27 protein-coding genes and 1 pseudogene are annotated in these 24,104 nt (G+C 57.8%); 15 read left to right on the forward strand and 13 right to left on the reverse strand.

All coding sequences use genetic code 11. The features are described from left to right. Positions 1-91 (forward strand): annotated as a pseudogene (locus ACR0JF_RS00005) (FAD binding domain-containing protein); the annotation flags it as partial. 50 nt (positions 92-141) lie between these two features. Here the strand turns inward: ACR0JF_RS00005 and ACR0JF_RS00010 are convergent. Beyond that, positions 142-1,041, reverse strand: a complete 900-nt coding sequence (locus ACR0JF_RS00010; protein WP_170659442.1) for a MurR/RpiR family transcriptional regulator — start codon at positions 1,039-1,041, stop codon at positions 142-144. 89 nt (positions 1,042-1,130) lie between these two features. On the opposite strand from ACR0JF_RS00010, the gene ACR0JF_RS00015 reads away from it, so the two are divergent. From ACR0JF_RS00015 to ACR0JF_RS00025, 3 genes are all read left to right on the forward strand, one after another. Beyond that, positions 1,131-1,883 (forward strand): beta-keto acid cleavage family enzyme, encoded by a 753-nt coding sequence (locus ACR0JF_RS00015; RefSeq protein WP_170659443.1) that lies wholly within the window; start codon positions 1,131-1,133, stop codon positions 1,881-1,883. Beyond that, positions 1,880-3,196, forward strand: a complete 1,317-nt coding sequence (locus ACR0JF_RS00020; RefSeq protein ID WP_170659444.1) for an aspartate aminotransferase family protein — start codon at positions 1,880-1,882, stop codon at positions 3,194-3,196. The genes ACR0JF_RS00015 and ACR0JF_RS00020 overlap by 4 nt, the downstream gene beginning before the upstream one ends. Before the next feature lie 73 nt (positions 3,197-3,269). Continuing rightward, positions 3,270-3,659 (forward strand): hypothetical protein, encoded by a 390-nt coding sequence (locus ACR0JF_RS00025; RefSeq protein ID WP_170659445.1) that lies wholly within the window; start codon positions 3,270-3,272, stop codon positions 3,657-3,659. A gap of 54 nt (positions 3,660-3,713) precedes the next feature. Here ACR0JF_RS00025 and infC read toward each other — a convergent pair whose 3' ends face one another. The 7 genes from infC to cobA all read right to left on the reverse strand — a co-directional run bounded on the left by infC (position 3,714) and on the right by cobA (position 9,353). Beyond that, positions 3,714-4,304 (reverse strand): translation initiation factor IF-3, encoded by a 591-nt coding sequence (gene infC / locus ACR0JF_RS00030; RefSeq protein WP_480668897.1) that lies wholly within the window; start codon positions 4,302-4,304, stop codon positions 3,714-3,716. A 116-nt stretch (positions 4,305-4,420) separates the two neighbouring features. Next, positions 4,421-5,272 carry a ferredoxin--NADP reductase gene (locus ACR0JF_RS00035; RefSeq protein ID WP_170487349.1) on the reverse strand — a complete coding sequence of 284 codons (852 nt, stop codon included), beginning with the start codon at positions 5,270-5,272 and terminating at the stop codon, positions 4,421-4,423. 105 nt (positions 5,273-5,377) lie between these two features. Continuing rightward, positions 5,378-5,785 (reverse strand): DUF934 domain-containing protein, encoded by a 408-nt coding sequence (locus ACR0JF_RS00040; RefSeq protein WP_170373572.1) that lies wholly within the window; start codon positions 5,783-5,785, stop codon positions 5,378-5,380. Beyond that, positions 5,782-6,543 carry a phosphoadenylyl-sulfate reductase gene (locus ACR0JF_RS00045; protein ID WP_170659446.1) on the reverse strand — a complete coding sequence of 254 codons (762 nt, stop codon included), beginning with the start codon at positions 6,541-6,543 and terminating at the stop codon, positions 5,782-5,784. Before ACR0JF_RS00045 ends, ACR0JF_RS00040 begins: the two co-directional genes overlap by 4 nt. Next, positions 6,533-8,197: a nitrite/sulfite reductase gene (locus ACR0JF_RS00050; RefSeq protein ID WP_170659447.1), complete on the reverse strand. Its 1,665-nt coding sequence runs from the start codon at positions 8,195-8,197 to the stop codon at positions 6,533-6,535. Before ACR0JF_RS00050 ends, ACR0JF_RS00045 begins: the two co-directional genes overlap by 11 nt. Before the next feature lie 65 nt (positions 8,198-8,262). Continuing rightward, a complete protein-coding gene (locus ACR0JF_RS00055; protein ID WP_170659448.1) occupies positions 8,263-8,577 on the reverse strand; it encodes a DUF2849 domain-containing protein in 315 nt (104 codons plus the stop codon). Then, the gene (gene cobA, locus ACR0JF_RS00060; protein ID WP_170659449.1) at positions 8,577-9,353 is read right to left on the reverse strand and encodes a uroporphyrinogen-III C-methyltransferase; all 777 of its coding nucleotides are present in this window, start codon (positions 9,351-9,353) and stop codon (positions 8,577-8,579) included. The genes ACR0JF_RS00055 and cobA overlap by 1 nt, the downstream gene beginning before the upstream one ends. A 141-nt stretch (positions 9,354-9,494) precedes the next feature. Here cobA and ACR0JF_RS00065 point away from each other — a divergent pair, with 141 nt between their 5' ends. From ACR0JF_RS00065 to ACR0JF_RS00095, 7 genes are all read left to right on the forward strand, one after another. After that, the gene (locus ACR0JF_RS00065; RefSeq protein WP_170659450.1) at positions 9,495-9,974 is read left to right on the forward strand and encodes an Lrp/AsnC family transcriptional regulator; all 480 of its coding nucleotides are present in this window, start codon (positions 9,495-9,497) and stop codon (positions 9,972-9,974) included. A 266-nt stretch (positions 9,975-10,240) separates the two neighbouring features. Continuing rightward, complete coding sequence (locus ACR0JF_RS00070; protein WP_170659451.1) at positions 10,241-11,974, forward strand: ATP-binding protein; 1,734 nt, start codon at positions 10,241-10,243, stop codon at positions 11,972-11,974. Then, positions 11,971-13,200 carry a sigma-54-dependent transcriptional regulator gene (locus ACR0JF_RS00075; RefSeq protein WP_170373579.1) on the forward strand — a complete coding sequence of 410 codons (1,230 nt, stop codon included), beginning with the start codon at positions 11,971-11,973 and terminating at the stop codon, positions 13,198-13,200. The genes ACR0JF_RS00070 and ACR0JF_RS00075 overlap by 4 nt, the downstream gene beginning before the upstream one ends. Positions 13,201-13,555: 355 nt before the next feature. Then, the gene (locus ACR0JF_RS00080) at positions 13,556-14,557 is read left to right on the forward strand and encodes a DctP family TRAP transporter solute-binding subunit (protein ID WP_170641417.1); all 1,002 of its coding nucleotides are present in this window, start codon (positions 13,556-13,558) and stop codon (positions 14,555-14,557) included. A gap of 115 nt (positions 14,558-14,672) precedes the next feature. Continuing rightward, positions 14,673-15,350 carry a TRAP transporter small permease gene (locus ACR0JF_RS00085; RefSeq protein ID WP_170659452.1) on the forward strand — a complete coding sequence of 226 codons (678 nt, stop codon included), beginning with the start codon at positions 14,673-14,675 and terminating at the stop codon, positions 15,348-15,350. Beyond that, positions 15,350-16,726: a TRAP transporter large permease gene (locus tag ACR0JF_RS00090; protein ID WP_170659453.1), complete on the forward strand. Its 1,377-nt coding sequence runs from the start codon at positions 15,350-15,352 to the stop codon at positions 16,724-16,726. The genes ACR0JF_RS00085 and ACR0JF_RS00090 overlap by 1 nt, the downstream gene beginning before the upstream one ends. Before the next feature lie 153 nt (positions 16,727-16,879). Continuing rightward, on the forward strand, positions 16,880-17,191 hold the full coding sequence (locus ACR0JF_RS00095) for a DMT family transporter (protein WP_170373583.1): 312 nt from the start codon (positions 16,880-16,882) through the stop codon (positions 17,189-17,191). A gap of 6 nt (positions 17,192-17,197) precedes the next feature. On the opposite strand, the gene tpiA is transcribed toward ACR0JF_RS00095, so the two are convergent. Beyond that, positions 17,198-17,947, reverse strand: a complete 750-nt coding sequence (gene tpiA, locus ACR0JF_RS00100) for a triose-phosphate isomerase (protein WP_170659770.1) — start codon at positions 17,945-17,947, stop codon at positions 17,198-17,200. A 127-nt stretch (positions 17,948-18,074) separates the two neighbouring features. Between tpiA and ACR0JF_RS00105 the strand changes: the two genes are divergently transcribed. Continuing rightward, positions 18,075-18,986 (forward strand): isopenicillin N synthase family oxygenase, encoded by a 912-nt coding sequence (locus ACR0JF_RS00105; protein ID WP_170659454.1) that lies wholly within the window; start codon positions 18,075-18,077, stop codon positions 18,984-18,986. Here the strand turns inward: ACR0JF_RS00105 and ACR0JF_RS00110 are convergent. After that, positions 18,983-19,348, reverse strand: a complete 366-nt coding sequence (locus ACR0JF_RS00110) for a HesB/IscA family protein (RefSeq protein WP_170467154.1) — start codon at positions 19,346-19,348, stop codon at positions 18,983-18,985. The two genes, ACR0JF_RS00105 and ACR0JF_RS00110, sit on opposite strands and share 4 nt — an antisense overlap. 206 nt (positions 19,349-19,554) lie before the next feature. Between ACR0JF_RS00110 and ACR0JF_RS00115 the strand changes: the two genes are divergently transcribed. Continuing rightward, the gene (locus ACR0JF_RS00115; protein ID WP_480668841.1) at positions 19,555-19,893 is read left to right on the forward strand and encodes a hypothetical protein; all 339 of its coding nucleotides are present in this window, start codon (positions 19,555-19,557) and stop codon (positions 19,891-19,893) included. A gap of 212 nt (positions 19,894-20,105) precedes the next feature. On the opposite strand, the gene ACR0JF_RS00120 is transcribed toward ACR0JF_RS00115, so the two are convergent. From ACR0JF_RS00120 to ACR0JF_RS00130, 3 genes are all read right to left on the reverse strand, one after another. Next, positions 20,106-20,468, reverse strand: a complete 363-nt coding sequence (locus tag ACR0JF_RS00120) for an SUF system Fe-S cluster assembly protein (protein WP_170458085.1) — start codon at positions 20,466-20,468, stop codon at positions 20,106-20,108. A 90-nt stretch (positions 20,469-20,558) separates the two neighbouring features. Beyond that, positions 20,559-20,837, reverse strand: coding sequence for an NfeD family protein (locus ACR0JF_RS00125; protein WP_170659455.1), 279 nt, complete (start codon positions 20,835-20,837; stop codon positions 20,559-20,561). Further along, on the reverse strand, positions 20,837-21,727 hold the full coding sequence (locus ACR0JF_RS00130; RefSeq protein WP_170373587.1) for an SPFH domain-containing protein: 891 nt from the start codon (positions 21,725-21,727) through the stop codon (positions 20,837-20,839). Before ACR0JF_RS00130 ends, ACR0JF_RS00125 begins: the two co-directional genes overlap by 1 nt. A gap of 175 nt (positions 21,728-21,902) precedes the next feature. Here ACR0JF_RS00130 and ACR0JF_RS00135 point away from each other — a divergent pair, with 175 nt between their 5' ends. Beyond that, the gene (locus ACR0JF_RS00135; protein WP_170659456.1) at positions 21,903-22,814 is read left to right on the forward strand and encodes a nucleoside hydrolase; all 912 of its coding nucleotides are present in this window, start codon (positions 21,903-21,905) and stop codon (positions 22,812-22,814) included. Between the two features lie 63 nt (positions 22,815-22,877). Then, a complete protein-coding gene (gene tgt / locus ACR0JF_RS00140; RefSeq protein ID WP_170659457.1) occupies positions 22,878-24,008 on the forward strand; it encodes a tRNA guanosine(34) transglycosylase Tgt in 1,131 nt (376 codons plus the stop codon). The last annotated feature ends 96 nt before the right edge of the window (positions 24,009-24,104 follow it).

Consider the following 24,104-nt stretch of genomic DNA (forward strand, 5'->3'; position numbering starts at 1 on the left):
GAACATGATCGCCGACCTGCATGGCAGCAAAGACTACCGCGCGCATTTGGTTGGGGTGATGACTAAACGCGCCGTCCAAGACTGCTCGTAAACACAGAAACAACAAACCCAAAAGCCCCGGGCAAAACCCCGGGGCTTTTGCTATGTTTTTCTAACTTTTGGGAGCTTTGCAGGCTGCCAATAGGCGCCGGTGTCTTCGCGTGTTTTCTCATAGTCTTCCACGCGGCGCAGAGCGTTTTCTCCACCGGCTGCAAAGAGGTGGCTGAGCAGGCATTCCAGAACGGCCATCGCTCCGGAAAAGCTGGAGAAGTGGTGCATCGATCGCGTGCTGATTTGCAGACTCAGGTCAGGTCGAATACCGGGTGCGATCATATCGCTGTCCGAGATCAGGATGATCTTCAAACCTCGGTCCGCGGCGAAGCGCATGGTTCGGATCGTCTCGGACGAATAGGGTCGAACAGTTATGGCCAGCAGACAATCATCCGGCCCCGCATCCAGCAGATCGTCAGTTGCGGACCCCATGTGACGCGGGATCAGTTGCAAACCCGGATGGGCCATGCGGCCCGCATAGTGGAAGTAATGAGCGAGCGCATAACTTGCGCGCGTCGCTGTTATGAAGCAGCGGTTAGCGTTTAAGATAAGCTGGATCACGGCGCTTGTTTTCTCCGGATCCATCAAACGTAGGGATCTTGCCACGACGTTCATTTCATTGCGTGCAAACCCCGCCTGAGCGGTGTCGAACGAAGGGTCTGTTCGCTCCTCGCTCAACCAATTCTGATCCAAGCGGGTCTCGCCATCCGTGACCAGGGCATGTCGAAAGGGGTTGCGGAAAGCGTTGAAGCTATCAAAGCCCATCCGTTGGGCGAGCCGAACAAGAACGTTTGAGCTGACACCGATCTTCGTCGCGGTCATGCGGATCGGGTCGAGGCCAAAGTCGCCCGGATGGTCTATCACATATTTGGCTGCCGCCTGTTGTTGCGGCGGCATTTGGTCGATTGTTTGCCGGAGGGCAGAGATCAGAGGGCTTAGGGCGTCGGTCATAAAACAGAAGAAAACATATGTTTTTAAGATAACCAATTGAAAACGAACTGTATGGGCGTAGATCGAACCCATACAGAACGGAGAGTTTCATGACGTCCGAAGCAGGAAAACCCTATGTGCTTGTTGCCCCCAATGGGGCGCGGCGCGGGCATGCGGATCATCCTCAGCTGCCGGTGAGCTTGCGGGAAACCCTTCAAACCGCGCATGACTGCCACGCGGCCGGAGCGGACGGGCTGCATCTGCATGTCCGGGATTCGGAGGGGCGGCACTCTTTGGATGCGGGGCTGTATCGTGAAGCCCTGGGCGAGTTGCGCCAGCAGTTGCCGGGTCTGGAGGTGCAGATCACGACCGAGGCCGCGGGGGTCTATGATGCAGAGGCTCAATTCGAATGCTTGCGGCAGGTGCGACCCACTTGGGCCTCGATCTCTGTACGAGAAGTCGCGGAGATAGCGGATTGGGTCTACGGCCTGTGCCATGATCAGGGGACGCGCGTTCAACATATCCTTTACGATGCTGAGGACGCGGCTTTGTTGGCGCGATTACAGGCTGAGGGCGTTGTGAGGGCCGGGCAGGTCGATCGCCTGTTTGTTTTGGGCCGGTATGCGACGGGGCAGGAATCCGCGCCCGAAGACTTGGATCAGTTTCCGCTAGAGGGTGGTCCGTGGATGCTCTGCGCGTTTGGGGCAAAGGAACATGCGTGTTTGCTGAAGGCCACGCGGCAGGGCGGGGATGTACGCGTCGGGTTTGAGAACAGCCTGACGGACTCCTCAGGCCAGACCTGGCCGAACAATCCAGCGTCAGTTGCAGCACTCGTGTCGTTGATCAAGGGAGAACAAGAATGAGCCATGTGTTTCCGCGCCATACCAAAGCCGAGTTGCCTATCGCCGCAGGCGGCGACGGGTGTTACCTGATTGATGCCGACGGCAAACGCTATCTGGATTGTGGCGATGCGGCCGTGTCTTGCTTGGGGCATTCTAATCGCGCTGTGATCGAAGCTGTTCAGCAGCAGGTTGAACAGATCGCCTTTGCACATAGCGGTTTCATGACCTCGGAACCGGCAGAAGAGCTGGCCGATCTGCTGATCCAGCATGCTCCGGGCGATTTGGAGCGAGTGTATTTCGTGTCCGGCGGCTCCGAGGCGACCGAGGCGGCGATCAAACTGGCGCGCCAGTATTTCCTTGAGATTGGTCAGCCTGAACGTCGCCATTTGATCGCGCGTCGTCAAAGCTATCACGGAAATACTCTGGGTGCATTGTCTGCGGGCGGCAATTCTTGGCGGCGGGCGCAATTCTCGCCATTGCTGATCGAGATGACCCATATCGCGGCGTGTTATGAATACGCGGAAAAGCCCGCGGATGAGAGCAGCTTTGACTACGGTCAACGCGTCGCGAATGAGTTGGAGCAGGAGATCCTGCGACTTGGAGCGGAGACCGTCATGGCGTTCATGGCGGAACCAGTAGTCGGGGCAACTCTCGGTGCCGTCCCAGCGGTCGAGGGGTATTTCAAGCGCATTCGCGAGATTTGTGACCAATACGGGGTTCTGTTGATCCTCGATGAAGTGATGTGCGGGATGGGCCGAACCGGGCATCTGTTTGCTTGCGATCACGATGGCGTCGCGCCGGATATTCTGTGCATCGCCAAAGGGTTGGGGGCTGGCTATCAACCGATTGGAGCCATGCTCTGCACGGATAAAATCTATGATGCGATCCAACACGGCTCGGGCTTTTTCCAGCATGGTCATACCTACATTGGCCATCCGGTGGCGACGGCTGCGGCCTTGGCGGTGGTTCGTGAGTTGACCAGCCGAGACCTGCCCGCGCGAGCCAGTGTGATGGGGGCTAAACTTCAGTCAGCGCTGGAAGCGGCTTTTGGGCAGCACGCTCATGTGGGCGATATCCGAGGCCGGGGCCTGTTTCGCGGGATTGAACTGGTCGCGGATCGCGAAAGCAAAACTTCGTTCGATCCGAAGTTGGGGGTGGCTGCAAAGATCAAAAAGGCTGCGATGGCCGAGGGGTTAATCTGTTATCCGATGTCGGGGACGCGCGACGGCAAGGCCGGAGATCACATCCTTCTGGCTCCACCATTCATCATCGAAGAGGAGCAGATAGACGAACTTGTCGCTAAGCTGGGCCGGGCGATCGCCGCCGCGATCTGACAATCCCGTGACAGCCCTTTTTGCCCCAACCAAATTCAGTAGGTTTGACGCGAAATGAAAAGAGGGCGCGGCCATGGCGCAGGATATTTGGCATAGTTTCCGAGCGTTACCCCTTTGGGTGCAAATCTGGGTGGCCGTGATTTTGGTTCCGGTCAACCTGATGCCGCTGTTCTTTCTAGACCAGCCGCAGGGGGTATTGATTGCCGCTCTTGCGATCACGGGAATGGCGTTGAACCTGCCGATCATGATGGCCGCGCGCGGGATGAGCGGGGCGATGGCCCTTCCGCATCTCCTGTGCTGGGTTCCGCTGGTGATTGTAGTGGTGGGACTTCTGAGCGCTGCAGAAACGCTCAACCCCAACTATGTTCGGTACCTGTGGCTGCTGTTGATTGTCGATGTCATCTCGTCGGTTTTCGACGTGCGGGATGCGGCCCATTGGATGCGCAGCCGAAAGCCAGGATGAAATAAGCCCCTTCGGAGATCGAAGGGGCTTGGGAATTTGCGGTGATAGGCCGAGTTACTTCTGCGGCAGCGGACCGATCATCATGATCATCTGACGGCCTTCCATCTTGGGCATATTTTCAACCTTGCCCAGGTCCTTGATGTCTTCGGCGACGCGTTCAAGCAATTCGCGACCAAGGTTCTGGTGCGCCATCTCACGGCCACGGAAGCGCAAGGTGACTTTGACTTTGTCGCCCTTTTCCAGAAACTTATAGACGTTCTTCATTTTGACTTCATAGTCATGCGTGTCGGTGTTGGGTCGGAATTTGACCTCTTTCACCTCGATGATCTTTTGTTTCTTGCGGGCTTCGCTTTCGCGCTTCTGCTGTTCGTACTTGAACTTGCCAAAATCCATGATCTTGCAGACCGGCGGGTTCGCATTGGGCGAGATCTCGACCAGGTCAAGGCCGGCATCGGCGGCAAGTTGCATGGCTTTGGCGGGATGAACCACCCCGACATTTTCACCTTCGGCACCAATCAGGCGGATTTCGGGGGCACGTATCTTTTCATTGACGCGCGGGCCAGTGTCTCTCTGCGGCGGCGCGTTGTGGGGTCTGCGAGCTATGGGTTCATTCCTTTGATTATTGCAGAATTTCGAGGTGGGAATTTAGACGGGTGCGCGCAGTGTTTCAAGCAGCATAAAGGCTTAAAGACTGGAATTTCCCACGATTGAACACAGGAAACCGCTGGCCGGAACCCGATGGACCCGGCCAAACAGGTTGATCAGCCGACAAATGCTTTTTCGATCACGAACTCTTTTGGCTCGGAGTTTGCACCTTCGCGCAGGCCGAATTCCTCGAGGATTTCCTTGATGTCCAGGTTGAACGCCAGCGAACCGCAGACCATCGCTCGGTCGGTTTCCGGTTTGATGCCGCCTTCGATCCCCAGATCGGCAAACACGGTGCCGTCCTTAAGCAGGTTGGTGATGCGGCCCATCTTTGGGCTCTCTTCCCGAGTCGTTGTTGGGTAGTAACGAATCTTGTCGGCAAAGCCTTCACCCATCAGCTCGGCCAGCATTTCGTCCTGACGGATGTTCTCGATCAGTTGGCGACCATATTCCAGCTCAGCCACTTCGCGGCAGGTATGGGTGATGATCACCTCGTCATAGTCCTCATAAGTCTGTGGCTCGCGCAGCAGCGAGGCGAAGGGGGCAAAGCCGGTGCCGGTGGCGAAGAACCACAGGCGTTTGCCGGGCAGCAGGGCGTCATGCACCAGCGTGCCCACGGGCTTGGGTCGCAGGATGATTTGATCGCCGGGCTGGATGTGCTGCAGCTTCGAGGTCAGCGGGCCATCCTGTACCTTGATCGAATAGAACTCCAGTTCTTCGTCCCAGGACGGAGATGCAATCGAATAGGCGCGCAACAGCGGTTTCTGCCGACCGGTTTTGGGATCAGGATCGCCCATCAGGCCGATCATCACGAACTCACCCGAGCGGAAGCGCAGCGTCGCAGGGCGCGACACCCGGAACGAGAACAGGCTGTCGGTCCAGTGTTTGACCTCGGTCACGGTCTGGGCGTCCGGCAGAACGGGGGCCTTTACGGCGGTTGCTTCACTCACGGGCTTCATCTCTGTCATCGTTTCGCTATCGGTCTGCTAAACCGACATCTCCGTTTAATCTTTGATCCAAGTCAGGAAAAGGGGCGAAATGCCCCCTAAGCGTCACAAGCTGGCGATGTGGGGTCAGCCCCGCAGGCGAGCCTGATAGTTGTTTTCTTCCCAGTTGGCGCGAGCCAACCACTGATCTTCGGGCTGGCGAGAGGCGAGGGCGTCGTCGATCTCGACCTCGTCAAAGCCGCTGCGGCGGGCCATGGCGTATTGATCAGCCAGAACGTGCCCTTTGGCGCGCAAACGGCCCGTATAGCCTTTCAGGCGTAGCACGCGGGCAATAGTGAAACCGCGACCATCCGCCGAGGACGGGAAATCCACCCGCACCATCTGGGCGTTGCCAAGACGCTCGACTAGCTCATCGGGGTCGGTGTCCGAGGCCACATCAAGCGCCACAACATCATTGGCCGCGTCCTCAAGCGTGACAAAGCCGTCTGTCCAATCATCGGGGGAGAACCCCTCATCCGATACAATTACGTTCATGTTTTCTCTCCGGCGCGCACCATTTTGCCATCGACGAAATGGATGCCGCATTCTTCTTTGTTCTGGTCGCGCCAACGTCCGGCGCGGGGGTCTTCGCCTTCCTTGACCGGCGAGGTGCAGGGCGCACAACCGATGGAGGGATAGCCTTTGGCCACCAGCGGATGGCGGGGCAGGTTGTTTTCATCCATATAGGCGCGCACGTCTTCGGGCGCCCAATGGGCCAGCGGGTTGACCTTGATCCGGCCAGTGCCGTCCTCGACCTCAAAGAACTCGAGCGTGGCGCGGGTGCCGGCCTGAAACCGCTTGCGACCGGTGATCCAACCGCAATAGCCGGTCAGGGCCTGTTGCAGCGGAAAGGTCTTGCGCAGGTTACAGCACGCATCCGTATCCCGCAGACGCAGCGCGCCATAGGGGTCGTCACGCTGGATGTCCTCATCCTCGGCACGGATGATTTTAACGTTCTTCAGGCCGAGGCGCTCGCTGACGTCCTGTTGATATTCAAGCGTTTCCGCAAACAACATCATGGTGTCAACGAACAGAACCGGCGTCATCTGGTCGACAACAGCAGCCATGTGCAACAGCACAACCGACTCGGCCCCAAAGCTTGAGACCAGAGCCAGATCGTCGATTTCCTCAATCGCCCCGTGCATGACATCATGCGCCGAGTGATGGCGGAACCGGGCATTCAGCGCGTTGACCTTTTCGGTCAGTTCAGCGCGGTCTTTACCCAGTTCCGTCTGGATCAGGTCAAGCGGCATTGGCCTGTGCCTCGGGGTAGAGTGCAGCCTTGAAGGGCGCCATACCGACGCGGCGGTAGGTTTCCAGGAAGGTTTCTTCAGCGCTCTCCCGCTGGTTCAGATAAGCGTCGACGATGCGCTCGACGGCGGGAACGATCTCATCATAGGCAAAGCCCGGGCCTGTGCGGTCGCCAATAGCCGCGGTCTCGGTGCCGTCGCCGCCCAGAGTGATCTGGTAGTTTTCGACACCCGCACGATCCAGACCCAAGATGCCGATATGGCCGACATGGTGGTGACCACAGGCGTTGATGCAGCCCGAGATCTTGATCTTCAGGTGGCCGATATCATGCTCCAGCTTTAACTCGTCAAAGCGGGTCGCGATCTGTTCCGCAACCGGGATCGAGCGGGCCGTGGCGAGCGCGCAATAGTCCATGCCGGGGCAGGCGATGATGTCGCTGATCAGGCCGATATTGGCTGTGGCCAGCTCGTGCTCTTTCAACTTGGCGTGGATCGCGGGCAGGTCCGATTTGTGGACATGCGGCAGGATCACGTTCTGCTCATGGCTGATGCGCAGTTCGTCATAGGCGAACTCTTCGGCCAGATCGGCCATCACACGCATCTGCTCGGCGGTTGCATCGCCCGGCGTTTTCCCGTGCTTCTTGATCGAGATCGTGACGATCGCGTGGTCCGCGTTCTTGTGCGGCGCGATGTTGGTGTCGACCCACGACCGGAAGACCGGATCGTTGGTGTAGGCGGACTCAAACGACGCAACCGAAGCTTCGCGGAAGTCTGGCGCTGCAAAATGACCCTTGATCTCTTCCAGCAGCGCCATGTCGGCGCCTTTGAACTGCGGGCGTACCTGCAAGAAGCGCTCGTTGACTTTGGCGCGGATGGCGTCGATGCCATGCTCGTGCACGGTGATCTTGATCCGTGCTTTGTATTTGTTGTCACGGCGACCGATCTGGTTCCACACGGAAACGGTAGCCTCAAGATAGGCCAGCAGGTCGTCAAAGGCGACGAACTCAGACAGTTCCTTACCGATCATGGGTGTACGGCCCAGACCGCCACCTACGATCACGCGAGCGCCCAGAACGCCGTCACGCTCAACCAGTTGAAGGCCGATATCGTGCGCTTTGATCACGGCGCGGTCGTTTTCCGAGCCCGTGATGGCGATCTTGAACTTACGCGGCATGAACTGGAATTCCGGGTGGTCAGTCGACCACTGGCGCAGCAGTTCGGCATATGGGCGTGGGTCAGCGATTTCATCCGCGGCAGCACCGGCAAAGTGGTCGGCTGTCACGTTACGGATCGTGTTGCCCGAGGTCTGAATGGCGTGCATGCCAACTTCGGCCAGCGCGTCCAGCATATCCGGCACGTCTTTCAGTTTCGGCCAGTTGTACTGGATGTTCTGACGGGTGGTGAAATGGCCATAGCCCTTGTCCCATTTCTCGGCCAGAAGTGCCAGTTGGCGCATCTGTGCGCTGGAGAGCGTGCCGTAGGGAATGGCAACCCGCAACATATAGGCGTGCAGCTGCAGATACAGGCCGTTCATCAGGCGCAGCGGCTTGAATTCATCCTCGGTCAGTGACCCGTCGATGCGGCGTTCGACCTGTGCGCGGAACTGACGGTTACGCTCGGCCAGAAATGCTGTGTCAAATTCGGAGTAGCGATACATGTGTAGCTGTCCTTAAATGCAGCCCCGAAACCTTGGGGCCTTAATGGGGAGAAAGGGGCCGGAGGTCAGGCCCGGGGCTGCGACTGTGTTTCCTGCTTGCCATGGGCATAATTCGAAGGTCCTGTGCGGCGGAACTCCTCGCGGAAATGGGTGGGTTCGGGGCCGTTTTCATCGGCTACGGCATCGGCCAGATATGCGCCGACGATCTTGTTCGCCTGACGCGCGGCGTCCAGCAAACGGACCTGCGCATGGGCCTCATCGGTGATCAGCTCGGCCTCGGACAGTTCACGCGACCAGCGGTCATCTTCGGTTTGATAGATCACGTCACCTTCGAGCAGATCGTTGGCAGTGACGACTTTAGGGGTAAAAGCACGGGCCATCAGGCATGCTCCTTTTCGAATTCGGTCAAGGCCAGGGCCGCTAGGCGCGGAGCGAGGCCATAAAACATAAGGGCTGGGCCGTCCATCTCGGCAGCAGCCAGATCCTTTGGCAAACGATCCAGATTGGTTTCCAGAATGCGCTGGTCGGGGCGCGTGGCGTTCTCGATCAGCGTCACAGGCGTCTGGCGGTCGGCGCCGTGCATGATCAGGCGCCCCTGAATGAAGCGTGCTGATTTCTTGCCCATATAGACCGCCGCAACTGATCCCTCACGCGCAAGGGCCGCCCAATCGTGATCCGCAAACCCTTTCATGTCGTGACCGGTCAGAAACCGAACTGAGGAGTTGCGACCACGACGCGTCAGGCTTTGACCGATCCCGGCCACGGCGGCAGAGGCCGCAGTGATACCCGGCACGATCTGCCACGGGATACCTGCTGCCGCGACCGCCTCAATCTCTTCTTCCAGACGCCCGAACACAGTCGGGTCGCCCGATTTCAAACGCACAATACGTTGACCCTTAAGGGAGTGAGAAACAAGCAGCGCGTCGATGTCTTCCTGTTTCCACGAAGGCCCGAAACCGGCCTTGCCAACATCGACCAGAATGGCGGACTGACCAGCCAGTTTCAGAACCTCTGCGCTGATCAGGCGATCATGCAGCACGACATCGGCCCGCTCAAAGGCCTTGACGGCCTTGAGCGTGAGCAAATCCGGATCACCCGGTCCTGCGCCGACAAAATCGACGTGGCCCAGGTTCTTTTGTGACTCCGACTGCGTCATCTTCAGTTCCAGTTGGTTTGACTTGTCCTGATATATAGGAAATATTCCCGGTATAGCGCCATATGTCGCGCCAAATAAGAACATGCGTTCTTCTTATTTTAAAATTCGGAACGCTGGTTTCGAAACGTAAGGAAAATTAGAATGTCGGTGCGAATAGACGACACAGATCGGAAAATTCTGGCTGAGCTGCAGCGCGATGCCAGCCAATCTCTGGACGAAATAGCGGCGCAGGTCGGCAGTTCCAAGACGCCTGTTTGGAATCGAATCCGCAAGTTGAAGGGGGCCGGTATCATCGGTCAACAGACCGTTTTGCTTGATGCCGAAGCGCTTGGTTTCGAGGCCACGTTCTTCGTCTTGATCCGGACCTCAGAGCATGAGGCCGAATGGCAGCGCAAGTTCCTGAAGGCCCTGCGTGATCAACCTGAAGTCCAAGAGGCACATCGGCTGGCAGGGGACATCGACTATATCCTGAAAGTAAGAGTCAAGAATGCCCGAGCCTATGATCAGTTCTACCAACAGCTGATCTCAGAGGTGCGTGTTCATAACGTAACCGCTCTCTTATCTATGGAAGAGATTAAGTCGACCACGATGCTGCCTCTAAGTGCTTTGGTCGATGGCTAACAAGAGACTGGGGGCGCTGCGCCCGCCACCCTTGAAGGGGCGACTCCCCCGAGATATTTTTAGCCAGATGAATAAAGGATTCGATGCTTCATCTGGCCCTAAATATCCCCGCCGGAGGCATCGCGCGCTAGCGCGGTTTTGCAGAATTTTTCACCCGCCCGGAGGCTGATTTATTTCGTCTTTGCGGCGGGATGCAGTCTGGCACGAAGCTTTTTGGAAGTTGTGCAGACTTGCCATAAGGCGCCGCCAATGCAAGACCGTAAGACATGCAGCGCATTTTGCTAATTGCCGGATTTCTATTGATGGTCGGAGTTTTGTCTTCGGCTGTATGGTCCTATGGCTACCGGCAGGCTGTATTTCAACTCAGCGAAAAGGCCGAGGCGGATCTGGATCTGGCGGCGGATCGCTTGACCACGCAATTGCAGGTCTATCAGGAACTTGCGGTGCTGATGGCCAGCCACCCTGTGCTTGAAGATCTCAATACGCTATCCGGTCGGGCCACCGCGCAGGCTTTGCTGTTGGAGGTCGCGGATAAAACGGCGGCAGTCGATGTTCTTTATGCCGACCGGTCAGGGACGGTTCTGGCCTCTGCACATGAAGGCGTCGCCGTCTCAGTCCAAGACAATCCGGCATTCACACGCGCCATGCAAGGGGCACTAGGAAGTGCACATGGTATCCTGCCAGCAGCTGGTAGACGCATATTCACCTATGCTGCACCCGATTTCGATAAGAGCGGAGCGGTGATCGGGGCTTTGATCGTGATTGCCGACGTTGAGGATATCGAACAAACTTGGCGTGGCAGCACCGAAGCGGTGTTCTTTGTTGACCATTCCGGTCTGGTCTTCATTTCGAACCGGTTGGAATTGCTGATGTGGCAACGAATGGGTGAGGAGGTTGGTTTGACTCCTCCGAATGGCCGGACCGTCTCTTTCCAGGCGCGGCGTTTGGGGCCATATGAACTCTGGACGTTGGATTGGAGTCCGTATCTGCCGCGTCGGGCTTTGCATCTTGTCAAGGAATTGCCAGTGATCGGTATGACCGGAGAGGTCTTGATGGATGTTGCTCCGGCCCGGCGATTGGCCGGCTTGCAGGCCGCGACAGTTGCAGCCCTCTGTTTGGCTTTCGGCGCGTTGCTGTTTCTGGCGACCGAGCGTAGGCGCACACTGACAGAGGCGAATGCCGTCTTGGAAACCCGTGTGGCAAAACGCACCAAGGATCTGACGAAAGCAAACGCCGCGCTGCGCCGCGAGATCACAGAGCGGCAGGAGGCCGAAGCCGCCCTGAAGCGCGCGCAGGCCGATCTTGTGCAAGCTGGTAAGCTAAGTGCACTCGGACAGATGTCCGCCGGGATCAGCCATGAATTGAACCAGCCATTGATGGCGATCCAGCAGTTTGCCGACAATGGCTCAGCTTTCATGGAGAGAGGGAAATCCGAGAAGGCCGCGGAAAATCTGGGTCGAATTTCTCAGATGGCAGCACGTATGGCGCGGATCATCAAGAACCTACGCGCATTTGCCCGCAATGAAAGCGAACCGATGGGGCGCGTGGATCTGGTGCAGGTTCTGAACGCTGCGGTCGAGTTGACCGAAGCACGGCTGCGTTCCGAAAGTGTCTCGCTGGACTGGTTCGCGCCCGAACATCCTGTCTTTGTCTGGGGGGGCGAGGTTCGGTTGGTGCAGGTTTTTGTGAACTTGATCAACAACGCAGCCGATGCAATGAGCCAACAAGAAGACCGCCGCATTCAGATCGCGATTCATCCGGGTGAAAAGCTATCGGTTATTGTGCGGGACATCGGGCCGGGGATCGAGAACACGGAAAAGCTGTTCGAGCCGTTTTATTCGACCAAGGCTGTTGGCTCATCCGAAGGGATGGGGCTTGGGCTTTCGATCTCATACGGTCTGGTCCAGAGCTTCGGGGGCAACATCCGTGGGATCAACACGGAAGAAGGGGCAGAGTTCACAGTCGAACTGGAGCCCTGCGAGAAGGAACAGGCTGCATGACTCGGGTCGTTTTGTTGGTGGATGACGACGCTGCGGTGCGCGAGGCGCTGGCCCAGACCCTCGAACTGGCCGAGTATCAACCGATTGCGGCGGGGTCTTTTGTGGCGGCCAAAGACCACATTCGAGCTGATTTTCCGGGTGTCATCCTCTCAGACATCCGGATGCCGGGGCGGGATGGGTTTCATCTGCTCAGCTACGCGCAAGAAATCGACCCGGAGTTGCCGGTGGTTTTGCTGACGGGTGAGGGTGACATTCCGATGGCGGTTCAGGCCATGGGGCAGGGGGCCTTCGACTTTCTGGAGAAACCCTGTGCCGCGGCGGACCTTCTGGCGGTTCTCGACAAGGCGTTTGATGTCCGTACGCATATCATTCAGCAGCGGGCGTTGAAATCCGAGCTGGAACGCGGAGACCCTGCGGCGCGACTTTTGTTCGGCCTTTCGCCTCTGGCCGAGACCTTGCGTGAGCGGGTGCGTAACGTCGCTCCGACCGGGGCCGAGGTTCTTGTTACCGGTCCGGCGGGCAGCGGGATTTCCAAAGTCGCCGAGGTTGTTCATCTGATGTCGCCCGTTGGGCAGGGACCGTTCGTCAAACGCGCGGCGGCCGGATTGAGCGTTCAGGAATTCGCCCAAGCCTGCGAAGATGCCAAGGGCGGATCCCTGTTTCTGGACGAGATATCGGTGATGCCGCAGGCTACTCAGTATGAAGCGCTGGAAATGATTGAGCGCGGCGCAGGGGCGCGGATTATTGCGGGCACGACCTCGGACCTGTCTGCGATCTCTGCAGAGGGTCGATTCAACGCCGATCTCTACTACCGTCTGGATGTGATGCGGGTGCGTATTCCATCTCTGGCGGAGCGTCCCGAGGATATTCCGACGCTCTTTCGTCACTATGTCGCGCAGGCCGCCGAGCAGGCAGGGATTCCTGAACCAGACGTGTCGTCCGAGCATCTTGCGGCGTTGATGGCCGGCGATTGGCCGGGCAATGCGCGCTCTTTGATGTCGTCGGCCATGCGGTTTGTTTTGGGAATGCCCGAGGAGGTTGCACAGGCGACGGATCTGGGCTTGAACGAGCAGATGGCACGGGTGGAACGATCGTTGCTGATCGCTGCGTTGGGGCGGCACAACGGCAAGGCCTCGGACGCGGCGAAGGCGCTGAAGCTGCCGCGCAAAACGTTCTACGACAAACTGGCGCGGTATCAGATTCGGCCCGAGGATTACCGGCGATAGGAGGCCCTCCCGCCAGCTTTACCCGCATTTGCATGCGGTTAAAGCTGTTGGGCCAAGCAGTCCGCCAAGGCGGACTGCGGGTGGTGCTAGAGCGATTCGGGGGTGATTCGAAAAACTGTGCGGGATTCCGCACAGCGTCGTAGAGAGATGTGCGGGATTTCGCACATGTGCGATCATGGTCAAATTCCGTGTTTTAAATTTAGGTTTTAATACGCTGTTTTAAAAAGATAAATCCTGACATCCCAAAGTCTGTTACAAATTGTTGTTTCACCGTGAAGCAGTCTGTTCACTGCCGTCCATACGGTGCCGAGATGGGGCCGATGAGACAATTCGAGGAAGTCTGGGAGGAAAACAGATGAAATTCCTAACAACAGCAGCCACAGCGCTGGCTTTGACGGTAACGGCGACGGCGGGCATGGCTGCGTGTGACGATGGTGAGATCGTCGTAAAGTTCGCGCATGTGACGAACACAGACAAGCACCCCAAAGGTATCGCTGCCTCGCTGCTGGAACAGCGCGTCAATGACGAGATGCAGGGCGTTATGTGCATGGAGGTCTATCCGAACTCGACGCTCTACAATGATGACAAGGTTCTTGAGGCGATGCTTCAGGGCGACGTCCAGCTGGCCGCACCCTCGCTGTCCAAGTTCGAAAAGTTCACCAAGCAGTTCCGCCTCTTCGACCTGCCGTTCATGTTCAAGAACATTGACGCAGTAGATGCCTTCCAGGCCTCGGATGCCGGTCAGGCAATGAAGGACAGCATGCAACGCCGCGGTCTGCAAGGGCTGGCGTTCTGGCACAATGGCATGAAGCAGATGTCGGCGAACAAACCGCTGGAAACGCCTGCCGATGCAGATGGTCTGAAATTCCGCGTGCAGTCCTCGGACGTGCTGGTCGCGCAGATGGAAGCCATCGGTGGCAGCCCGCAGAAAATGGCGTTCTCTGAAGTCTATGGCGCGCTGCAACAGGGCGTTGTCGACGGGCAGGAGAACACCTGGTCCAACATCTACGGCAAGAAGTTCTTTGAGGTGCAGGACGGCATCACCGAGACCAACCATGGCATCATCGACTATCTGGTCGTGACCTCGGTGGACTGGCTGGACAGCCTCGACCCCGAAGTGCGTGACCAATTCCTGACCATTCTGGCTGAGGTCACCGAGACCCGTAACAAAGAAGCCTTTGCCGTGAACGAAGCCGCCAAGGCCTCGATCACCGAAGCGGGTGGCATCATTCGTCAGCTGACGCCCGAACAGCGTCAGGCCTGGGTCGACACAATGAAACCGGTTTGGGACCAGTTCGCGGATGACGTCGGTCAGGACAAGATCGACGCCGCTCAGGCCATTAACGCTGGGTTCTGATCCCGGTTCAGGCCGCGCGCTGGGGACTGGGGAGTAATCTGCGCGCAGGCCGGGCGGGCCAAACAAAGGCCCGCCCCAACACTCTCATCATCATAAAAAATGTGGGGACAGATAGATGTCTGGTGCGAAATCCGGCCCGACTGGGCTGGTCGACCATATCGAAGAAACCCTGATCGCGGTGTTGCTTGGCCTGATGACGGCCGTGACCTTTGCCAACGTGATCGCGCGGTTCTTCTTCAACTCGAATATCCTGTGGGCGCTTGAGCTTACGGTCTTCCTGTTTGGATGGCTGGTGCTTTTGGGGGCGTCCTACGCCGTCAAGAAACACGCCCATCTGGGCGTTGATGCCATCCTGAACATGCTGGCCCCTGCGCCGCGTCGGATTCTAGCGCTGATCTCGGTAGCCTGTTGTCTGGCGTTTTCGCTGCTGTTGCTGAAGGGGTCATATGACTATTGGGCTGTCTTCGCGGATCTGCCGCCAACCTCGGGACGCTGGTTTCCCACGGGTCTGAACTTCGACGCGCGCAGTCAGAGCTTTTACGAGGTTGACGATATCCCGATAATCGCGCCTTTCCGCTTTCTCGAGGACTTGATCAACTACGGCGAATATTACGAAAAGCTGCCCAAAGTTGTTCCTTACTTCATCCTACCGCTGTCGATGTTGCTGCTGGTGATCCGCTTTGCGCAGGTCGCTGTGCAGATCTGGCGGGGTGAGGCGGACCGTCTGGTCGCCAGTCACGAGGTTGAGGACGAGATCGAAGAGGTTCGTGCGCAGCAAGGAGAGCATGACTAATGGACGTTGTACTTCTTTTTTCCATGGTCATCGGCCTGCTGCTGATCGGGGTTCCGATTGCGGTGGCACTTGGCCTCAGCTCGACCCTGTTCCTGCTGATATACTCAGACAGCTCACTAGCTTCGGTTGCAGGCACGCTGTTTGAGGCGTTCGAGGGGCACTTCACCCTGCTGGCGATCCCGTTCTTTATCCTCGCCTCGTCCTTCATGACGACCGGAGGGGTCGCGCGGCGGATCATCCGGTTCTCGATTGCCTGTGTGGGGCACCTTCCGGGTGGTCTGGCGATTGCAGGCGTGTTTGCATGTATGTTGTTTGCTGCGCTTTCGGGGTCTTCCCCTGCAACAGTTGTGGCCATCGGCTCAATCGTCATCGCAGGGATGCGTCAAGTTGGCTATTCCAAGGAATTCGCCGCTGGTGTGATCTGTAACGCCGGTACGCTGGGTATCCTGATCCCGCCGTCGATTGTGATGGTTGTCTATGCGGCCGCCGTTGAGGTCTCGGTCGGGCGTATGTTCCTTGCGGGGGTCATCCCTGGCCTGATGGCTGGTTTGATGCTGATGATCACCATTTACGTCATGGCCAAGGTCAAGAACCTGCCCAAGGGCGGTTGGAAGGGTTGGGGTGAGATCTTTGTCTCCGCCCGCGAGGCCGGTTGGGGCCTGTTCCTGATCGTGATCATCCTCGGCGGTATTTATGGGGGCATCTTCACCCCGACCGAGGCCGCTGCGGTGGCTGCTGTCTATGCCTTTTTCATCGCCAGCTTTGTCTACAAGGATATGGGGCCGCTCAGCACTGAGGAAGGCACGCAGAACCTGTCGCTGCTGAAAAAGCCCTATGCGTTGCTCACGGCTTTCTTCCACCCTGATACCAAGCACACGCTGTTCGAGGCCGGCAAGCTGACCGTCACGCTGTTGTTCGTGATCGCCAACGCGCTGATCCTCAAGCACGTGCTGACGGATGAACAAGTGCCGCAACATATCGCCAGCGCCATGCTGTCCGCTGGGCTGGGTCCGGTGACCTTCCTGATCGTGGTGAACGTGATTTTGCTGATCGGCGGTCAGTTCATGGAGCCCTCGGGTCTGCTGGTGATCGTGGCGCCTCTGGTGTTCCCAATTGCGATCGAGTTGGGCATCGATCCGATCCATCTGGGCATCATCATGGTGGTCAACATGGAGATCGGGATGATCACACCTCCGGTCGGGCTGAACCTGTTCGTGACCTCGGGCGTTGCCGGGATGCCGATGATGGGCGTTGTGAAGGCCGCGCTGCCGTTCCTGGCTGTGCTGTTCGTCTTCCTGATAATGGTGACGTATATCCCGTGGATATCGACCTTCCTGCCCAACACCTTCATGGGGCCGGAAATCATAACCAACTAGGGTGATAAACGAGTGTGAACCGGGCGAGTTTTCTCGCCCGGTTTTTTTGTGCCTTGAAGACGGGTGCGGAGTACCTAACTAGAGCGTCAGAGGACGACCTCCCCACCAAGGGTGATCACTCGGGACGACCCGAAAATCTAAAAAGGGTCCTCGATGTCCTGGATTTTTCTTTTACTTGCCGGCCTGCTGGAAATTGTCTGGGCCGTTGCCATGAAGCAATCAGCCGGTTTCACGCGGCTGTGGCCCACGGCTGTGATGGGCGTGTCAATGATCGGGTCCTTCGCGTTGCTGGCGCTCGCGATGAGAACCCTGCCTCTGGGGACGGCTTATGTGATCTGGACGGGCATTGGCGCGGTGGGCGCGTTTCTGGTTGGCATCATGTTTTTGGGTGAAGCCGTGACCGCCACGCGTATCTGCGCGGCAGTTCTGATTGTCGCGGGCCTAATTACAATGAAACTGGCCTGAGGGCCCTTAGGCGGTTTCCAGCGCTTCAACGATGCCTGAGAAATCGGCCGCTTTCAGGCTGGCCCCACCGACCAACGCGCCATCCACATTGGACACGCCGAAAATCTCGGCCGCGTTGGACGGTTTGACCGAACCACCATAGAGCAGACGCACCGAGCGCCCGACGCCCTCGCCAAAGCGGCGCTCAAGCCGGGCGCGGATGAAGTCATGGACCTCTCCGATCTCATCCAAAGTCGGTACCTTGCCGGTGCCGATGGCCCAGATCGGTTCGTAGGCGACAATCAGGTTCTCACCGGTGGAGCGGTCCGGGATCGACCCCGACATCTGACCTCCGATGATGTCCAATGTGTTGGCGGCCTCACGCTGCTCAAGGCTTTCGCCGACGCAGATGATCGCCTGGAGGCCAGCCTCCATCACGGCGTTGGCCTTGGCGCGCACATCTTCGTTCTGTTCGCCATGGTCCTCGCGCCGTTCGGAATGCCCCAGAATCACGGCAGTGGCTCCGGCGTCTTTCAGCATCTCGGCGCTGGTATCGCCGGTATGCGCACCCGAGGGTGCGGCGTGGCAATCCTGTCCACCGACGGCGACGCCTGTGCCTTCGGTGCGCTCGGCGGCCCGGTGCAACAGCGTGGCGGGGGGACAAATCAGCACATCAACGCTGGGCGAGGGGTGTTTCGCGGCCAATGCATCCAACTCGCTCAGCGCCGCGCTGGTTCCGTTCATTTTCCAGTTTCCAGCCGCCAGTTTACGCCGCATCTCCGCGTCTCCCTTGTCGCTATCTTGAGGTTTTTCCATGCGATATCACCCTTGGTCCGGCCTTACAATTCCGGTTGCAGTTCCGATACTGGAGAGGCAGGGTCCGCGCAGCGATTCCGAGGGCGCCATGATCGACAAACTCAACCTTGAAAAATTGGACAGTCAGGACATTGATGAGCTTGCCAGATTGCTGCGGGCCGTCGGGCAGGTGGGGTTTCTTACGGTGGGCGACACTGGGCTTAGCGCTGAGCGGGTTCAGCGCGTCATCGAGGCCTACCGCGCCTTTTTCCATTTGCCTGAGCAGGAGAAAAAGTCGGTCGACATGGCGTCAACTGGCTCGAACCGGGGCTGGGGCGCACCGAAATCAGAACAGGTCGACCCGAACGCGAACCCCGATTTCAAGGAAGTATTCGATTGCGGCTTTGAGCTGCCGCCCGAAATCCCATATCGCGCTGAGAATCTCAGCGTCTATGCGCCCAACCTTTGGCCTGCGAAGCCCGAGGGGTTCCGTGAGGCTGTTCAGTCCTATTACACCGATGCCTGCGATGTCGCGATGCGTGTTCTGCGGGCAATTGCGGTTGCTCTGGGGCGCGGCTCGGACAGTTTTGACGACGCGTTTGATACGCCCATGGCGTTGCTGCGTGGCAACTATTACCCGCAGCGTCCCGATTGGGCTGGGGAGAAGGATTTTGGCATCGGCGCGCATACCGATTATGGCTGCGTGACCCTGTTGGCGACCGATGGCACTGCGGGGCTTGAGGTTCGGATGCCCGATGGCAGCTGGGAAAAGGTTGAGGCCGAGCCGGGCGTATTCATCATCAATTTCGGCGAGATGCTGGAATTCTGGACCGCCGGTCGCGTCAAGGCGACCGAGCATCGGGTGGTTGGCGGCACGAATGAGAGGATCTCGGTCCCGCTTTTCTTCAACCCGTCCTACCACACGAATGTGGCCCCTCCGACGTCAGATCAGGTGATCACGGCCGGAGAGCACCTGACACGGCGTTACAACGAGACCTACATTCACTTGAACGCAAGTTAGGATTGCTGGGCTAGGGTTTCGTCGAATTTGATGGATTCGCCGCAACCGCAAGCGTCAACGACATTGGGGTTTTTGAACTTGAACCCGGATTCCAGCAGCGAAACCTCGTAGTCGATTTCGGTGCCGAACAGGAACATCTGCGCCATTGGAGCAATCATGACGCGCGCACCGTCTTGTTCCACGACCTCGTCATGGGGATCGGCCTCATCGACGTAGTCCATGGTATATTCCATACCGGCGCAGCCACCTTTTTTCACGCCGATGCGCAGACCGGCATGGCCGCCGGATTTCATCAGGCGGGTGATCTGCTCTGCCGCTTTGGGCGTCATGGTCACGGCTTGTTTGCCGGGGATGCCGAACATCTGAGTCTCCGTCGTCGAGCGATAGATGTAATTTAGGGTCGTCTTTCAGTAGGCTCAAGTCAGAGCGCCCCTAGAAATTGAAATTTGATACTGAAAGCACAGCCGTGTCCGTGTTGCTTTCGCATTGAGGATAGGCATAGCCTGTTTATGGGTGATCGCAGCCACGCGCTTGAGATCAGAGATCTTTCTGAGGAGATTTAAATAAAATGAACAGGTTAAAAGGTAAAGTGAAGGTAAGTTTGGGGGCTTTCTTGGCTTGCGCGGCTCTTGTGGCTTTCTCAGTTCCCGCTTCTGCCGAGGAAACTTTGAAACGACATCCCATCAATTGCACAACAGCAGAAGGTGATCTGCGCGCGATTGCAGCCGAGAAGAAACATGCTGAGGACCAGCAATTGGAAAGCGTTGCAGCCATAACGCCGGCAGGTGCTTTGCTTGGGTTGGTGACGGGGACCGAGAACAAGAGATTGCAGATGCTGTCCGGTGACTACATCAAACAGCTCGATGCGCGATCGGCTGAAATCAAAGCCAAGTGCGGGGTAAGCTAAGGCTTAATAAAAGACCGCCCTCGGGCAAGGGCGGTCCAATTTCGGGGCCGGTACCATGGGGGGCGGTGTCTTCCAGTCAGGCCCATTTGCAAGAGCTTTTGGGAATACAAACACTTGCGCCGCATGTGTCCCGCAGTACTGTGACAGTAGCTCTACACTTTGGTAACAGAAGGGTTAACCTTTTGTGACAAAGGCTTAGCTAGGTGCTGATGTTACATAAAGCCCAGCTCTAGCCGCGCTTCGTCTGACATCATCTCCATGCCCCAGGGCGGTTCCCAGGTCAGTTCGACGTCGACTTCTTTCACGCCAGCGACGGGTTCGATGGCTTCCATAATCCAGCCCGGCATGTCTCCGGCGACGGGGCAACCCGGGGCGGTCAGAGTCATGATCACCTTGACGGCGTTATCGTCCTTGATGTCTATCGTATAGATAAGGCCCAGGTCGTAGATATTGACCGGGATTTCCGGATCAAAGACCGTCCGGCACGCTTCGACCACCTGGTCATACAGAGGGTGTTCTATGCTCGATGGCGCAATCAAGGGTGTGCCTTCTAACTGTTCACTCGGGTGAGTCATCTTTGCCTCGGGTCAGTTGCCTGAGTGTTTATATAGGGAACAGGTCTGGCAGCGTCCAGTCGTGCAGTGACTCTTGGGCGCTGCCTGTGCTTAGTCGTTGATATCGCGTTCAAAGGTTTTCACCTGCCCATGCGGGTGCGCGAAGGTCTTGCGCAGGGCCAGCCACGCGACCAGCGACAGAACCGCGAAGATCAGCATCAGAATCGGCAGAGAAGGCGCAAGACCCGGGATCAATAGCAGCAGGCCGGTGCCCGCCGCCCCGATGGCGAATCCGAGAAAGATGAAGCCGGGCAGGACGATCTCCAGAATGCCGAGCGCCAGAGCGCCCGCCATCCAGATCCACCACGTCATCCAAAACGGGTCTGCCATCATTTAACCCCTTTGAGCATCTTAAACGCATCGCCAAACGCCTCAAGCGCGTTGGCCGGCACAACAATCGTCTGCTTACCTGTACCATTGCCCAGAGCGTTCAGCGATTCCACCTGTTTCAGAGCAACCTGGTACTGAGCGGCCTCGATGCCGTTGTCCTGAATGGCCTTTGCAACAACGCCGGTTGCGTAGGCTTCGGCTTCGGCCTCAATGCGGCGGGCCTTTGCGGTTTGCTCGGCCGCGTAGAGTTCGGCGTCCGCCTGCAGCTCGACCGCGCGTTTCTGACCTTCAGCCTCAGTGACTTGAGCGCGGCGCGCGCGTTCCGCGTTCAACTGCTGCAGCATCGCATCGCGAGTGGCCTGATCGAGGTTCACATCCAGAATCTCGGCCCGGGTCACTTCGATACCCCAGTCGTCGACAGCGGTTTCTACGCTGGCCTGAATTTGCGCAATCAACTGCGCGCGGTTCGATTGGACCTCATCCAGGTCCATCTTGCCGATTTCAGCCCGCACGATACCTGCGACCGTGGTCGCAATCGCGCCGTCCACATCACGGATACGGTAGACAGTCTTTTCCGGCTCGAGAATGCGATAGAAGACCGAGGTATCGATCTGTACCAGCACGTTATCCTTGGTAATCGCGTCCTGCGTTGCGTTGGGCAGCTGGCGCTCAAGAATGGATATCTTGTGACGTGCAACATCCAGAAACGGAACGATAAAGTTGATCCCCGGCCCAAGGACCGAGTGCAGGCGCCCGAACCGCTCCACCACATACTTCTCAGATTGGGGAACGATTTTGATACCTTTGAAAATGACGACCACCACCAGAATGGCGGCCAACAGGTAAATGATATTCGACGAAAGCAATCCGATGATCTGCTCTTCTGTCATAACTGTCCTCTTTTATTGTGTACTATAGTATACATTTGGGGATTGAGTCGCCCGATTTCAACTCTGGTATGGCGGGAACCGGGGTGGTTGCAAATCCAGAATACCCGAAATTTACGGCTGAACCTAAAGTCAGTGACCGCTTTGCATCTGTGAATGCTTGCGCTATCGGGTGAGGATGAAACTGATAATCGACACAGACCCCGGCATCGACGATGCAATGGCGATTGCCTACGCTGCGGCCGCACCCGAGATTGACCTGATCGGGCTAACCACCGTTTTCGGAAACACCCATGTCCATCAATCCAGCCGCAACGCGCGCTATCTGGTTGATAAGCTTGGACTAGCTGTCCCGGTGGCACAGGGCGCCCCCTTTGCTCAAGGCGAGGACGACCATCGCCCATCCGAGCATGTGCATGGGCCGGAAGGCTTTGGTGATCTGACCGAAATCCCAGAGATCGGGCAGAACCACGACCTGAGCGCGGCCGCGTTTCTGGTTGAAACGGCACGCCAACATCCGGGTGAGCTTGTCGTGTGCGCGGTCGGCCCGTTGACCAATATCGCGGATGCCATGGCATTGGATCCCGAATTCGCCTCCAACCTCAAACGTCTGGTGATCATGGGCGGCGCAGTCTATTGCCCCGGCAACGTCACGGAACATGCCGAAGCGAATATCTACCACGACTCCAAAGCCGCCGACGCGGTGTTTTCGGCACCGCCTGAGACTGTTCTGGTCGGTTTGGATGTGACGCTGAAAACTCTCTACAAGAGTGCTGATTTCGAGGATTTGGCTCTGAAATCGCCCAATATGGGGGCATTTCTACGCGATATCTCTCGGTTCTTTCTTAAGTTCTATAAAGAGATCGGAGGGTTGGAAGGCTGTGGCTTGCACGACTCGACCGCGGTCATCGCCTGTACCCATGATCATATGTTCGACTTCGTTCAGACCGGATTGAAGGTGGCAACAGAAGGTGAGGCAATCGGAGCTACAGTGCCAGACGAGGCGCGGCCTCCGGTTTGGGTCTGCCGGGACGTTGACGGGGCAGGGGTTGTTGATCTCTTTACGGCCCGCGTGGCCTCTCTGCCCTGACGGGTTGCAAAGAACTGGCGGATCGGGCAAATCCTGCCCGGTTCCGCGATCCGAGATGATGACATGACCCAGCAGTTTTCCTTTGACCTCAAAGCAACCGACGGCAAAGCCCGCACCGGCGTTATCAACACGCCACGCGGCGAGGTTCGCACGCCTGCCTTCATGCCGGTTGGCACCGCAGCGACGGTCAAGGCGATGATGCCGGAAAGCGTACGTGCGACCGGGGCCGATATCCTACTGGGCAACACTTACCACTTGATGCTGCGCCCCACGGCCGAACGGATCGACCGATTGGGCGGGCTGCACAAGTTCATGAATTGGGATCGTCCCATCCTGACCGACTCAGGCGGTTTTCAGGTCATGTCTCTGGCAGGGTTGCGCAAACTGACCGAAAAGGGCGTGACCTTCAAATCGCATATCGATGGCTCCAAGCATGAGCTGACGCCGGAACGGTCGATGGAAATTCAGCGCCTGCTGGGGTCGGACATCGTGATGTGTTTCGATGAATGCCCCTCACTGCCTGCGGACCGGAAGCGCATTGCCGAGTCGATGCAGCTGTCTATGCGATGGGCACAACGCTCGCGCGACGCGTTCGGGGATCGCCCCGGCCACGCGCTGTTCGGGATCATGCAAGGTGGGCTGGAACAGGACCTGCGCGAAGAAAGCGCCGAGGCTTTGAAAGCGATCGGGTTCGAAGGCTACGCTATCGGCGGTCTGGCCGTCGGTGAGGGGCAAGAGGCGATGTTTGATTGCCTCGATTTTGCACCTGGTTTCCTGCCCAGCGACAGGCCGCGCTACCTGATGGGTGTGGGTAAACCGGATGATATCGTAGGTGCCGTGGCGCGCGGTGTGGACATGATGGATTGCGTTTTGCCGTCCCGGTCCGGACGCACCGGTCAAGTTTTTACGAGGCGCGGTGTGGTGAACATCAAAAACGCGCGTCATGCTGATGATCCACGCCCGCTAGACGAAGAGTGTACATGCCCGGCCTGTTCGAACTACTCGCGCGCATATCTGCACCATGTTTTCCGCTCGAATGAGATGATCTCGGGCATGCTGTTGACCTGGCACAACCTGCATTACTTCCAGGAAGTCATGCAGGGTATGCGCGACGCGATTGCGGCAGGAACGTTTGAGGCCTGGCAGGCCAATTTCCATGCGCAGCGCGCGCAGGGCGATATTGAGCCGATTTAGCAGGCACCCGCACAATTTCGGTGGATATCTTCCCGGCGCGCCTTGCGGTCCGCAAAACCTTTGGTCATGCTGCGAATTGAGACACGGTGGTGAGGT

The sequence above is a fragment of the Ruegeria sp. BG11 genome (genome assembly GCF_056538565.1).

Bases quoted from the DNA above. Each gene is read 5' to 3' on its own strand.
- ACR0JF_RS00010 (WP_170659442.1), bottom strand. From the start codon at position 1,041: ATGACCGACGCCCTAAGCCCTCTGATCTCTGCCCTCCGGCAAACAATC.
- ACR0JF_RS00015 (WP_170659443.1), top strand. From the start codon at position 1,131: ATGACGTCCGAAGCAGGAAAACCCTATGTGCTTGTTGCCCCCAATGGG.
- ACR0JF_RS00020 (WP_170659444.1), top strand. From the start codon at position 1,880: ATGAGCCATGTGTTTCCGCGCCATACCAAAGCCGAGTTGCCTATCGCC.
- ACR0JF_RS00025 (WP_170659445.1), top strand. From the start codon at position 3,270: ATGGCGCAGGATATTTGGCATAGTTTCCGAGCGTTACCCCTTTGGGTG.
- ACR0JF_RS00035 (WP_170487349.1), bottom strand. From the start codon at position 5,272: ATGACAGAGATGAAGCCCGTGAGTGAAGCAACCGCCGTAAAGGCCCCC.
- ACR0JF_RS00040 (WP_170373572.1), bottom strand. From the start codon at position 5,785: ATGAACGTAATTGTATCGGATGAGGGGTTCTCCCCCGATGATTGGACA.
- ACR0JF_RS00045 (WP_170659446.1), bottom strand. From the start codon at position 6,543: ATGCCGCTTGACCTGATCCAGACGGAACTGGGTAAAGACCGCGCTGAA.
- ACR0JF_RS00050 (WP_170659447.1), bottom strand. From the start codon at position 8,197: ATGTATCGCTACTCCGAATTTGACACAGCATTTCTGGCCGAGCGTAAC.
- ACR0JF_RS00055 (WP_170659448.1), bottom strand. From the start codon at position 8,577: ATGGCCCGTGCTTTTACCCCTAAAGTCGTCACTGCCAACGATCTGCTC.
- cobA (WP_170659449.1), bottom strand. From the start codon at position 9,353: ATGACGCAGTCGGAGTCACAAAAGAACCTGGGCCACGTCGATTTTGTC.
- ACR0JF_RS00065 (WP_170659450.1), top strand. From the start codon at position 9,495: ATGTCGGTGCGAATAGACGACACAGATCGGAAAATTCTGGCTGAGCTG.
- ACR0JF_RS00070 (WP_170659451.1), top strand. From the start codon at position 10,241: ATGCAGCGCATTTTGCTAATTGCCGGATTTCTATTGATGGTCGGAGTT.
- ACR0JF_RS00075 (WP_170373579.1), top strand. From the start codon at position 11,971: ATGACTCGGGTCGTTTTGTTGGTGGATGACGACGCTGCGGTGCGCGAG.
- ACR0JF_RS00080 (WP_170641417.1), top strand. From the start codon at position 13,556: ATGAAATTCCTAACAACAGCAGCCACAGCGCTGGCTTTGACGGTAACG.
- ACR0JF_RS00085 (WP_170659452.1), top strand. From the start codon at position 14,673: ATGTCTGGTGCGAAATCCGGCCCGACTGGGCTGGTCGACCATATCGAA.
- ACR0JF_RS00090 (WP_170659453.1), top strand. From the start codon at position 15,350: ATGGACGTTGTACTTCTTTTTTCCATGGTCATCGGCCTGCTGCTGATC.
- ACR0JF_RS00095 (WP_170373583.1), top strand. From the start codon at position 16,880: ATGTCCTGGATTTTTCTTTTACTTGCCGGCCTGCTGGAAATTGTCTGG.
- tpiA (WP_170659770.1), bottom strand. From the start codon at position 17,947: ATGCGGCGTAAACTGGCGGCTGGAAACTGGAAAATGAACGGAACCAGC.
- ACR0JF_RS00105 (WP_170659454.1), top strand. From the start codon at position 18,075: ATGATCGACAAACTCAACCTTGAAAAATTGGACAGTCAGGACATTGAT.
- ACR0JF_RS00110 (WP_170467154.1), bottom strand. From the start codon at position 19,348: ATGTTCGGCATCCCCGGCAAACAAGCCGTGACCATGACGCCCAAAGCG.
- ACR0JF_RS00115 (WP_480668841.1), top strand. From the start codon at position 19,555: ATGAACAGGTTAAAAGGTAAAGTGAAGGTAAGTTTGGGGGCTTTCTTG.
- ACR0JF_RS00120 (WP_170458085.1), bottom strand. From the start codon at position 20,468: ATGACTCACCCGAGTGAACAGTTAGAAGGCACACCCTTGATTGCGCCA.
- ACR0JF_RS00125 (WP_170659455.1), bottom strand. From the start codon at position 20,837: ATGGCAGACCCGTTTTGGATGACGTGGTGGATCTGGATGGCGGGCGCT.
- ACR0JF_RS00130 (WP_170373587.1), bottom strand. From the start codon at position 21,727: ATGACAGAAGAGCAGATCATCGGATTGCTTTCGTCGAATATCATTTAC.
- ACR0JF_RS00135 (WP_170659456.1), top strand. From the start codon at position 21,903: ATGAAACTGATAATCGACACAGACCCCGGCATCGACGATGCAATGGCG.
- tgt (WP_170659457.1), top strand. From the start codon at position 22,878: ATGACCCAGCAGTTTTCCTTTGACCTCAAAGCAACCGACGGCAAAGCC.